Genomic DNA, 9,366 nt, shown 5'->3' with positions numbered 1-9,366 from the left:
CGTCGCCGGCGCCGTCGCCGTAGCCGTAGCCGGCGCCGGCGCCGTCGCCGTCGCCGTCGCCGTCGCCGTCGCCGTAGCCGTCGCCGTCGCCGTCGCCGTAGCCGTCGCCGTAGCCGTAGCCGTCGCCGTCGCCGTCGCCGTAGCCGTAGCCGTAGCCGTCGCCGTAGCCGTAGCCGTCGCCGTAGCCGTAGCCGTCGCCGTCGCCGTAGCCGTAGCCGGAGCCGGAGCCGGAGCCGGAGCCGGAGCCGGAGCCGGACAGGCGTCCGGTCCCGCTCCCTTGGCCGTCAAGGGTCGTCAGGCGCTCCATGCGGCTTGCTCGCAGGGCACGATGGCGATGACGGCCCGGGCGGCGATCTTGGTGTCGGCCGCCTCGTCGAGCACGGTGTTCGGGCGCGGACCGAGCTTGGCCAGCTCGCCCAGGCCCTTGCTTGTGCCCCAGCGCCGCACGCAGCGAGCGCCTTCGATGTGGGTGTAATCGGCGTCGGAGGTGACCTTGCCGACGAACACCCAGCCCCGATCGGCGATGACGATCGAGAGGCCGTGGTCTTGGGTGATCATGAGGATCGAGTCCTTCGTGGTGGGCGCCCGGTCTCGACCCCGCCGGGCTTGGGGATCTCGTTTTTTGCTAGGCCGCGGTCGTCGGCCCTTCGGGACCTCCCGACCCGACGCGGCCCGGGGGCTCCCAGCCGGCGGCGATCAGGGCGGCCTGGGCCTCGGTCAGCTCGGCCTCGGTGAGGCCGTCCCAGACCGTGGCGAAGGGCACGAGGGCGTCGGGCCCGGCCCGGCCCATCGCCTGGACCGTCGGTTCGGCCAGGACGTCGACGTCGCCGAGGGCCGGCCCCGGCGCGAACCGCACCGCCCGGGGCGCGCGGGCCAGCCGCTTCAGGAGCGCCCGCAGCGCCCGCTCGGGCGAGACGCCGTAGAGCGTCGCCCAGCGCCTGGGGTTGTCGATGGCCAGGCCCTCGCACCGCGGCGCGAAGCCGGTCAGGTGGATGGCGACGGTGCGGATGCGCGCGCCGCGCGCATCGACGCAGACGGCCCCGGCGGCCGCCGTGGCCGCGACGGCCGCCGCCTCGGCCCGGGCGGCCTGGCGGTTGGCGGCGGTCTTCGCCGAGGGGGTCACGGCCTGCCCGCCTCCGCCGGAGCCGGGTCTGGAGCCGGAGCGGCATCGGTGGCGTCGGCCAGTCCAAGCGCGCGGTAGGCGGCGATCGCCGCGTGGGCCTGGGCCAGGGCGTCGTCCAGCGCGTTGTGGTGGGTCCCGGCCGCGCGGTCGGGCTTGACCTTCGCCATGGCGAAGAGGGTCCGCGTGCAGCGGGCGTCCCAATAGGACCACGGGATCGCGACGCCAACCGCGCGGAAGGCTGCGCTCAGGATCGGCTCGTCGAAGTTGGCGCCGTGACCCCAGATCGGCCGCCCGCGGCAATTCTGGATGTAGAACATCCGGAACCAGCCGAGGGCGTGACCAAGCTCACAGGCCTGGGCTTCCGTGAGCGCCTCCCGAGCGGCCTCGCTCTGGCGCAGCCACCAGGTGATCGTGGAGGGCTCGAAGGTGAGGCCCGCGGCGGCGCAGCTGCCCAGGTCGACAACCCGATAGAAGGTCGGCCCGATCACGCCCGTCCGGGGATCGAAGGCGACGGCGCCGATGGAAGCGATCGCGGCGCCCGGTGTCGTACCGAACGTCTCCAGATCGACCATGATGTGCAGGGGATCGTGGCTCACGCGCCCATCCCCTCGGCCAGGGCCACGACGTGGCCGGCGACCACGCCCAGGTTGGCGAGGGACACCAGGGCCGCGCCCGCGGCGGCGAGACGCCAGCCGATCCAGTCGGCGACCACCGCGGTCATGGCAGAGAGGCCGGCGAGGCCCAGGCCCATGAGAATCCAGGGAAGGTGCGCCATGCTCAGGCCCACCCGCCCGCGCCGGCGCCCAGCAGCACCGCGCTGGCCTGGCGCTCGGCCGCCTCGGCGGCGTCGTCCAGGCTGTCGGCCCAGGCGTGGAGCTGGCCCTGAACGCCCAGCGCATCCCGAAGCGCCACCGCCAGCACCCGCGCGTCGGACGGGCTGAACGCCTCGCGCGCCCCGTCCGACAGGATGCACACCACCCAGGGCGTCACCCCGCCCCGGCCGCGCACGACCCAGGTGGTGACGGCCAGCGCGGGCGCGGCATCGTCCTCCAGCCGAAGGACCAGGTCGGCGATCCGATCGGGCACGCCGCCCTCGGACCGAGCGGCGGGGCCTCGGCGCGTAAGCGGCAGGGCGATGGGTAGGGGCATGGGCGTCCTCCTCCGGTCGTGATCGACGCGATCTCCGCGAGCGGAGTTCAGCGCCTCATCAACAGAGGAAGCCGAGTGTTTGCAATTTTCGTCAAGACCGATTTTGCATTTTCTGCAAAACCGCAAGACGCCTTACACCGCACCTGAGCTTGACCGTGACCCGCATACCATTGGAACCTCACGCGAAAAGTGCGCGGCTGGGGCTCGCGTCTGGAGCGAGAGGATACGATGAGGAATGCGGTCTTGGGTCTGACCCTCTTGGGCCTACTGGGCCTCGCAGGATGCGCGACGCCAGCGCCTGGCCCGGTGGATCAGCGAAACAGTACGCTGACGAGTGGGAATGTCTCTATGAACGTCACTCCCGGGACCACCACGCAGGCGCAGATCCTGGAGACGTTCGGCGCGCCGAACATCGTGACGTTGGACGGCCAGAGAAACGAGGTTTGGTCGTACCAGCGTCACGCTACCGTTTCCCAAGCATCGGGCGGGTCGAGCTACTTCACAGTCGTGCTGTTTGGCTCCGGACAGTACGCGGAAGGGTTTCAGCAGTCCCAACGCACCATCACGCTGATCATCAAGTTCGACCCCAAGACTAAGGTGGTGTCAGACTTCCACAGCCGCACCAGCGACTTCTGAGGGCCACATGAAGAAGATCGCAGTCGTTGCCGCCGTACTGGCCGTGTTGAGTGTTCCCGATGTAGCTGCCGCCCAAAAGAAGGGGCAGCTCACACCCATGCAGTTGCAAGCAATGCAGCAGAAAGAATTCGACGCTCCGAAGCCGACGGTGTTCAGCAGCGTCATGGATGTATTTCAGGACCTCGGCTACTCGGTGGGAAGCGCAGACATGAACACCGGGTTCATCACGGCCGAGAGCGCGACAACGAATAGAACCAGTTTTTGGGAAGCTCTGGGTGATATGTCCAGCTCCGGAAACACGCGCGCCACAGCTTTCATTGAACAGATGCCAAGCGGGATGAGCCGAGTTCGGCTGAACTTCGTCTCTACAAAATCTATGTCCGGAGCCTACGGCTGGAATACTCGCCGCGATCAACCGATCCAGGACCCGGCGGTATATCAGCGCGCCTTCGAGAAGGTCGATGAAGCCCTGTTCGTCCGCCGTGCGGTCGCGGCTCCGGCCCCGGCCGCCCCATCACCGCCAGCGCCGGCTGAGGTTGAAGCGAACTAGCCGAAGCTCACACCGACCACGGCGTGGATGGCGACCACGTCCCTCAGGGCGTAGGTCAGTTCCTTCTTGGGATTAAGTTGGTCGGCAAACAGCGTGCGCTCGTCGGTGCGATTGAAGAGTTTGACGTGTGTCTCCCCGTCTCGCAGTTCAATCAGACAGGGCTGTCCTTTCCTCGGGGGCCGATTCCGGATCGCGTAACCGACGTCGCCATGATTGAGCATGGGCGCGACGCTGTCGCCGAAGACCACAAAGGCGAAAGCTGATCTTGACCCTCGCTGTGAAGGATGGATCGGAACGACGCCGATCCGAGCATCGTCGTTCAGCCTGAGCACCGAGCCGGCGGCGTTGGCGTAGCCGAACAGCGGCACATCCTCACCGCTTTCCGTAAGGGCGCTCACGTGCTGGGCCGGCGCCGGCGCATCCTCGCGGTCGACTAGGCTCCGCATGGCGTCCATCACGTCCACAGGAATCTTGGTGTAGCCGTTGGCCCATCGGCTGACCGTGTGGTTGCCGATCGCCCGGCCAACCGTCCGGGTAAGCCACGCCGCGGCATCCATCTGATTTTTCCCACTTTCCTCCAACAGGCGTTTGAACTCGGCGGCCTGTGGGGACGTGGCTTCTACGCGGCTCGACATGCGCCGGAGATTTGCAGGTCTCGCAAATGAAGGCGATTGACGCGAATCGCAAACCCGCTCAGCCATTGTTTGCATTTTCTGCAAACAGCACAGTCGAGTGATGAAGGCCATCGAAAAGATCGAGGCGCTGACCATCAAGGTCGTTCATGCCGAAGCGGAAGCACTGCGGCCGGGGCTAGCCGTCGAGACGGTCTATCGCTGGCGTGCGGCGCTGAAGGGCGGGCGTGGCGTGGCGGACGCCATCAAGCAACTGCTGATCGCGGCGACCCGCGAGACGGCCCAGCCGATCCATTGGGGCGACTTCGAGCCGCCAGCCGGCTCCGCCCGAGACGAGGCCGCCTGATGACCCGGCTCCTCACCGACAATCCGGCCGCCACCGCCCTCTCCGACCTGGTCGCCGAGGTGGGCGGGACCCTGGATTCACTTGAAGCGCTTCATCTGGCGGTTCAGGCGCTGTTGCGCCGACCGGAGGGCCTGGGCGATCTGCTGCTCAAGCTTGTCCGGTTCGGTGTCGTAGGCGTCCCCGCAGGCGAGACAGGTGACGCGCGGGTCACGCTTGAGCTGACCGAACACGGCCGACTGCTGATGTCCGCAGTGGGGGCATTGCGCCGCCACCTCGGCGCGGTCGAGGGCCTTCTTGTCCAGCATTCCCCGAGTTCCTCTGTTGGTCTGGAAGCTGCAGTAGGAACCGAGTCCCCCGGCCCGGCGAACGCCGGTCCGGGGGAGGATGGCGGCGCCGCATGATCCGCCGCCGCCCCCGCCGGGCCGACGACGGCCGCTATCTGCCCAAGGACCAGGCCGCCTGGTCGCGCCTGGTGCGGCGCGCCCGACAGGCGGCGCGCAACGCGCGGTTCGGCCCCGAGCTGGCCGCCGCGGCGCGGGCGTGCGCCCGGGCCGTGCCGCCGCCGGGCCATGCGCACCGGGGCAGCGTGTTCCTGCAGCTGGTGGCCAAGGCCGGCGTGCTGGCGACCACGCCGGCGGAGATGCGCGCGGCGCTCGCGGCCCAGGTGGAAGACCTGGCCGAGGCGGTGGCCGCCGTCCTGGCGACGCCGAACGTCCCGGCGCGCCCGCGCGCCGACCTGGACGGGTGAGGCGATGGCGGGGGGCGGCAAGCGCGGGACCGGGAGCTGGGAGACCGGCTGCGTCTGGAAGGGCGCGATCCTCTCGGCGCCCGAACGGGCGAAGGCGCTGGAGCTGCGTCGCGCCCGGTTCGGCCCGGCGGCCATCGCGCGGGCGCTGGGCCGGTCGGTGCCCGTGGTGGCGGAGTTCCTGAAGTCTCCGGAGGCGAAGCTGTGAGCGCACCGCCGTTCCAGCCGGGCGACCGCGTGCGCCTGGTCGACGCCAGCCCCGCGCCGGGCAGCAAGCGCCGGCCCGCGCACCCCATGGACCGCGACCTGATCGTGGCGCGGATCTCGGGCGACAGCGTCGAGGTTCGCGGCGTGCCCGGATTCTGGCGCGCGGCGGTTCGAGAGGGCCTGATGGCGCGCGGCGTGTCTTTCCCCCTCCTGTCGGCGCACCGGGTCTCGCCCGACGACGACGAGGACTTCTACCCGACGCCGCCCTGGGCGGCGCGGGCGGGGGGCGAGCGCATCCTGGCGCTGGATCCGCGGGCGCGATCGGCGTGGGAGCCGGCGTGCGGCGCGGGTCACATGGTCCACGGGCTGACGGACTATTTCGCCGTGGTCCACGCCAGCGACGCCTGGCCGTACGACGGGAACCGCATCCTCGACTTCACCGGCCCGGCGGATGGCGCGCCGAGGGCCGACTGGATCGTCACCAATCCGCCCTTCAACCAGGCCGAGGCGTTCATCCGGCTGGGCTGGGAACGGGCGCGGCGCGGCCTGGCGCTGCTGATGAAGATCTCGGCGCTGGAGAGCGTGGGGCGGCACGGGCTGCTGACCTGCGACTGCCCGCTGACGATGGTCATGCCGTTCGCGGAACGCGTGCCGATGCACAAGGGCCGGTGGGAGCCAGAGGGTTCGACGGCCGCCTTCTACGCCTGGTTCGTCTGGCTGAAGCCGGCGCTGCGGCCCGAGCGGTTCATGGCGCGGACGCCGGACGGCGGGCGCGTGGCCGGAACCTGGCCGATCCCGCCCAAGACACGCGACCGGCTGACCCGCCCCGACGACGCGGGGCGGTTCGGGGTGGGCTCGCGGCCATGACCAGCCATGCGCGCGGCGCGCGCACGACAGGTGGCGACAGCGTGTTCCTCAGGGCGCGGGCGAAAGTGTCGATCGCCGACTACCTGGAGCGCAACAACGTCAAGCTGACCCGGTCGGGCCGCGACCAGCGCGGGGCCTGCGTCCTCTGCGACGGCGGGACCTCGAAGTTCAGGATCATGGAGGGCGGCGAGAAGTTCCGCTGCTATGGCTGCGACGCCCGGGGCGACGTGGTCGACCTGGTGGCGCGGCATCGCCGGGTCGAGCCGTTCGACGCCGCCCGCTGGCTGCTGGGCGAGGACGTGCCGATCTCGGAGCCGCGGGCCCGGCCCGATCCCACGCCGCGCGGCGAGAGCGCGTCGGACCGGGTGCCGGCCGAGATGCTGGCCGAGGCGCAGCCCTTCGCCGGGACCCTGGGCGCGCGCTACCTGCTGGGCCGGGGCCTCGCACCCGGGATCGTGGACGCCGCGGCCGACCGGCTGCGTTACCACGCCCGCGCCAAGCACCACTGGGACGATCGGGCGCGGGCCTGGGTCTGCGCGCCGGCGATCGTGGCGCCCGTGGTGGTGGCCGGCCCGGACGGCGAGGTCGTGCCCACGGGCGGCGTCCACGCCACCTATCTGGACCGCGCCACCGCCGGGAAGGCACAGCTTTCGCCCGCCAAGCGGATGTGGGGACCGCAGTCCCTGGACGGCCGCCCCGGCGGCGCGTGGCTGGTCGGCCCGCATTCGCAGGCCGCCGCGCACCTGGTGGTGGGCGAAGGGATCGAGACATCGCTGTCGCTGGCGACCTTCCTGGCCCGGCGCGGGATCGTGGCGGACGCCTGCGCGGCGCTGTCGCTGAACCGCCTGCAGGGCGGGTGGCGGCGTGATGCGGACGGGTGCTTTGACCCCGCGCGGGCCGTCGGCGATCCCGACCAGCCCGGCTTCACTTGGCCGCCGCGGCCCGACAATCCGTGGCCCACGGTGTGGATCGCGATCGACCGCGACATGAGCGAGGTCCGCGCCCGGGGGCGGACCGGCCGCGGCAAGCCGGTGGACATCCGGCTGGGCGCCGAGGCGCGGGCGCGGATCGCGGCGCGGCTGGCGACGGGGGTGTGGCAAGCGGCCGGGTGCGCCGACGTGCGGGCGGTCCTGCCGCCGCCCGGGCTGGATTTCAATGACGAGCTGCGCCGCGTTCTGGCGCGGGAGAGTGCGGCGTGAACGACAACGACGACGGCCTCGACGGGTACGAGACGATCGCCGCCGATCCGCTGGAGGACGCGGGCGACGATGCGGACACGAAGATCGTGCCGTTCATCGACCCGGACCTGGGCCTTTGCCCGGTCGTGCCCCTGGGATTCCTCGCCGGCAAGGTGGTGTTCGCCATGCCCGAAGGCGAGATCCGCCAGGAGCCCGCCCGCCAGGTCGGGCCGATGCTGCGGGCGGACATCTTCGCCTGCGCGGCCGGACAGGCCTTCCTCGCCAACTGGCGCGACAAGGAAGGCAAGTTTCAGCGGGAGCAGGCCGCGGTGTGGTTCGTGCGGAACTGCCGAAAGGCCGGCCTGTGGGACTCGAGCCGGCCGCTGCGCGAGCTGGGCGTGTGGCCGGGCGACGAGGCGGCGGACCTTGGGCCGCACCTGGTGCTGCACCTGGGCGACCGGATCTGGCGCGTGCCGCAGAAGGGCAAGGCGGAGGACCTGTCGATCTTCGAGGCGTTGCGGGTGCGGCGCGGACCGCTCTATCGCCTACGCCCCCCCGCGCCCCGGCCGAAGAAGGCGTGCGGGTCGGTCGACGGCCAGTGGGTGCGGGACTGGCTCGATCGCTGGGCCTTCGAGCCCATCGGGCGGGAGGGGCTGACCGGCGCCGACGTGGTGGCCGGCTGGCTGATGGCGAGCCTGCTGGGCGGCTTCGCGCCGTTCCGCGGTCATCTGCTCGTCCATGCCCTCCAGGGTTCGGGGAAGACCGAGCTGATGCTGTTCGTCCAGGCGCTGTTGTCGGGGCTGGGCGTCGAGGTGATCGACAGCTTCTCGGAAGCCGGCCTGAAGAACGAGTTGGCCGGCAACGCCCGGCCGGTCCTGATCGACGAGGCCGAGAGCGGGGCCGATCCCAGGGGCGCGGCCGGCGTGGTGGAGAAGGCGCTGGAGCTGCTGCGGCGCATGGCCACCGGCGATGGGGGCCGGCGCAAGCAGGGCGACGTGGGCGGCGGGACCGTCACGCAGACCGCAGTGGGCGCCGCCATGGTGGCCGGGATCGCGCCGCCGCGCCTCGGCCCCGCCGACGCATCGCGGTTCGTGGAGATCCGGCTCCTGCCGCTTCGCGGCCGCGCGACGACACGGGCCGACCTGGACGCGGCGAAATCGAAAGCCCGGGCGCTGGCGCCGGCGCTGCTGGGCCGGGCGCTGAAGGGCGCGTGGCGATATCGCGCCGACCTAGACGCGGTGACGGCCGCCTTGTCGCAGAGCGGCGAGACGCCCCGGTCGGCCGACCTGCTGGCTATGATGATCGCCGGCCGCCGGCTGCTGCTGTTCGACGCGCCGCTGACCGAAGACGAGGCCGCGGCCGAGGTGGCCTTCTGGCGTCCACTGATCGCCGCCCGGGAGGCCACGGCCGCCGTGACCAACGCCGGAGCCCAGGCCCTGGCCCACCTGATGTCGGCGGACGCCCGCATCCACGTCCGCGACCGGCCGGAGACGGTCGGCGGGCTGCTCCAGCGCTGGTCGCGCATGGAGCGGGACTACGACGATGTCCTGAAGGCGATAGGCCTGAAGATCCTGGAGGACGCCGCCCCGGACGGGCGGCCGGGACCATGGCTGTTGGTCGCCAACGATCACCCGCGCCTGGAGTCCGTCTTCCGCGGCACGCACTGGCAGGACTGGCGCCGCGTTCTCGGCCACCTGGACGCGTTGGGCGAAGACCACGCGACCTGGTCGCCGCGCCATCCGGTGCGGTTCGGGGTGGGCGTCAAGGTCAGGGCGCTCGCGATCCCCCTCGCCCCCTGGTTGGAGATTGCGGCCCCGTCGATGGCCCCGGGCGTCGTCCCGCTACGCCCGATGGCGGCCGTCCCGCCGAACGTCCCACCTGTCGTCCCGGAGGAAGACCTTGAATGGCCTGACTAATCCGGCCCGGTGGGACG

General features: G+C 71.4%; 16 protein-coding genes. 8 read left to right on the top strand and 8 right to left on the bottom strand.

Features of this window, described 5'->3' with window-relative positions; genetic code table 11:
* The 6 genes from WG212_RS08285 to WG212_RS08260 all read right to left on the bottom strand — a co-directional run.
* On the bottom strand, positions 1 to 307 hold a 307-nt coding region (locus WG212_RS08285; RefSeq protein WP_337186610.1), incomplete at its 3' end, for a hypothetical protein.
* Entirely contained in the window at positions 295 to 558 is a 264-nt protein-coding gene (locus tag WG212_RS08280; RefSeq protein ID WP_337186609.1) for a hypothetical protein, read from the bottom strand. The genes WG212_RS08280 and WG212_RS08285, both read right to left, overlap by 13 nt.
* Positions 559 to 625: 67 nt before the next feature.
* Complete coding sequence (locus WG212_RS08275; RefSeq protein ID WP_337186608.1) at positions 626 to 1,123, bottom strand: hypothetical protein; 498 nt, start codon at positions 1,121 to 1,123, stop codon at positions 626 to 628.
* On the bottom strand, positions 1,120 to 1,719 hold the full coding sequence (locus WG212_RS08270; protein ID WP_337186607.1) for a 3'-5' exonuclease: 600 nt from the start codon (positions 1,717 to 1,719) through the stop codon (positions 1,120 to 1,122). Before WG212_RS08270 ends, WG212_RS08275 begins: the two co-directional genes overlap by 4 nt.
* Entirely contained in the window at positions 1,716 to 1,898 is a 183-nt protein-coding gene (locus tag WG212_RS08265) for a hypothetical protein (RefSeq protein ID WP_337186606.1), read from the bottom strand. The genes WG212_RS08270 and WG212_RS08265 overlap by 4 nt, the downstream gene beginning before the upstream one ends.
* A gap of 2 nt (positions 1,899 to 1,900) precedes the next feature.
* Complete coding sequence (locus WG212_RS08260; RefSeq protein WP_337186605.1) at positions 1,901 to 2,272, bottom strand: hypothetical protein; 372 nt, start codon at positions 2,270 to 2,272, stop codon at positions 1,901 to 1,903.
* Positions 2,273 to 2,620: 348 nt separating this feature from the next.
* Here WG212_RS08260 and WG212_RS08255 point away from each other — a divergent pair, with 348 nt between their 5' ends.
* Together WG212_RS08255 and WG212_RS08250 are read left to right on the top strand one after the other, a co-directional pair.
* The gene (locus WG212_RS08255) at positions 2,621 to 2,908 is read left to right on the top strand and encodes a hypothetical protein (RefSeq protein WP_337186604.1); all 288 of its coding nucleotides are present in this window, start codon (positions 2,621 to 2,623) and stop codon (positions 2,906 to 2,908) included.
* A gap of 7 nt (positions 2,909 to 2,915) precedes the next feature.
* Positions 2,916 to 3,458 carry a hypothetical protein gene (locus WG212_RS08250; protein ID WP_337186603.1) on the top strand — a complete coding sequence of 181 codons (543 nt, stop codon included), beginning with the start codon at positions 2,916 to 2,918 and terminating at the stop codon, positions 3,456 to 3,458.
* On the opposite strand, the gene WG212_RS08245 is transcribed toward WG212_RS08250, so the two are convergent.
* Positions 3,455 to 4,204 carry a hypothetical protein gene (locus tag WG212_RS08245; RefSeq protein WP_337186602.1) on the bottom strand — a complete coding sequence of 250 codons (750 nt, stop codon included), beginning with the start codon at positions 4,202 to 4,204 and terminating at the stop codon, positions 3,455 to 3,457. The genes WG212_RS08250 and WG212_RS08245 overlap by 4 nt on opposite strands.
* Between WG212_RS08245 and WG212_RS08240 the strand changes: the two genes are divergently transcribed.
* Positions 4,194 to 4,436, top strand: a complete 243-nt coding sequence (locus WG212_RS08240) for a hypothetical protein (protein WP_337186601.1) — start codon at positions 4,194 to 4,196, stop codon at positions 4,434 to 4,436. The two genes, WG212_RS08245 and WG212_RS08240, sit on opposite strands and share 11 nt — an antisense overlap.
* 77 nt (positions 4,437 to 4,513) lie before the next feature.
* Here the strand turns inward: WG212_RS08240 and WG212_RS08235 are convergent, their stop codons facing one another.
* Positions 4,514 to 4,741, bottom strand: a complete 228-nt coding sequence (locus WG212_RS08235) for a hypothetical protein (RefSeq protein ID WP_337186600.1) — start codon at positions 4,739 to 4,741, stop codon at positions 4,514 to 4,516.
* 92 nt (positions 4,742 to 4,833) lie between these two features.
* Here WG212_RS08235 and WG212_RS08230 point away from each other — a divergent pair, with 92 nt between their 5' ends.
* From WG212_RS08230 to WG212_RS08210, 5 genes are read left to right on the top strand one after another with little or no spacing between them, the layout of a single operon-like run.
* The gene (locus tag WG212_RS08230; RefSeq protein WP_337186599.1) at positions 4,834 to 5,184 is read left to right on the top strand and encodes a hypothetical protein; all 351 of its coding nucleotides are present in this window, start codon (positions 4,834 to 4,836) and stop codon (positions 5,182 to 5,184) included.
* A 4-nt stretch (positions 5,185 to 5,188) separates the two neighbouring features.
* Complete coding sequence (locus WG212_RS08225; protein ID WP_337186598.1) at positions 5,189 to 5,389, top strand: hypothetical protein; 201 nt, start codon at positions 5,189 to 5,191, stop codon at positions 5,387 to 5,389.
* Positions 5,386 to 6,255: a hypothetical protein gene (locus tag WG212_RS08220; RefSeq protein ID WP_337186597.1), complete on the top strand. Its 870-nt coding sequence runs from the start codon at positions 5,386 to 5,388 to the stop codon at positions 6,253 to 6,255. Before WG212_RS08225 ends, WG212_RS08220 begins: the two co-directional genes overlap by 4 nt.
* Positions 6,252 to 7,454 (top strand): CHC2 zinc finger domain-containing protein, encoded by a 1,203-nt coding sequence (locus tag WG212_RS08215; RefSeq protein ID WP_337186596.1) that lies wholly within the window; start codon positions 6,252 to 6,254, stop codon positions 7,452 to 7,454. The genes WG212_RS08220 and WG212_RS08215 overlap by 4 nt, the downstream gene beginning before the upstream one ends.
* Positions 7,451 to 9,349, top strand: a complete 1,899-nt coding sequence (locus WG212_RS08210; protein WP_337186595.1) for a hypothetical protein — start codon at positions 7,451 to 7,453, stop codon at positions 9,347 to 9,349. Before WG212_RS08215 ends, WG212_RS08210 begins: the two co-directional genes overlap by 4 nt.
* Positions 9,350 to 9,366 lie beyond the last annotated feature (17 nt).

It is taken from the genome of Phenylobacterium sp., from assembly GCF_037189685.1.
Lineage (GTDB): Bacteria > Pseudomonadota > Alphaproteobacteria > Caulobacterales > Caulobacteraceae > Phenylobacterium.
This window is presented reverse-complemented; position numbering and strand designations above follow the sequence as displayed.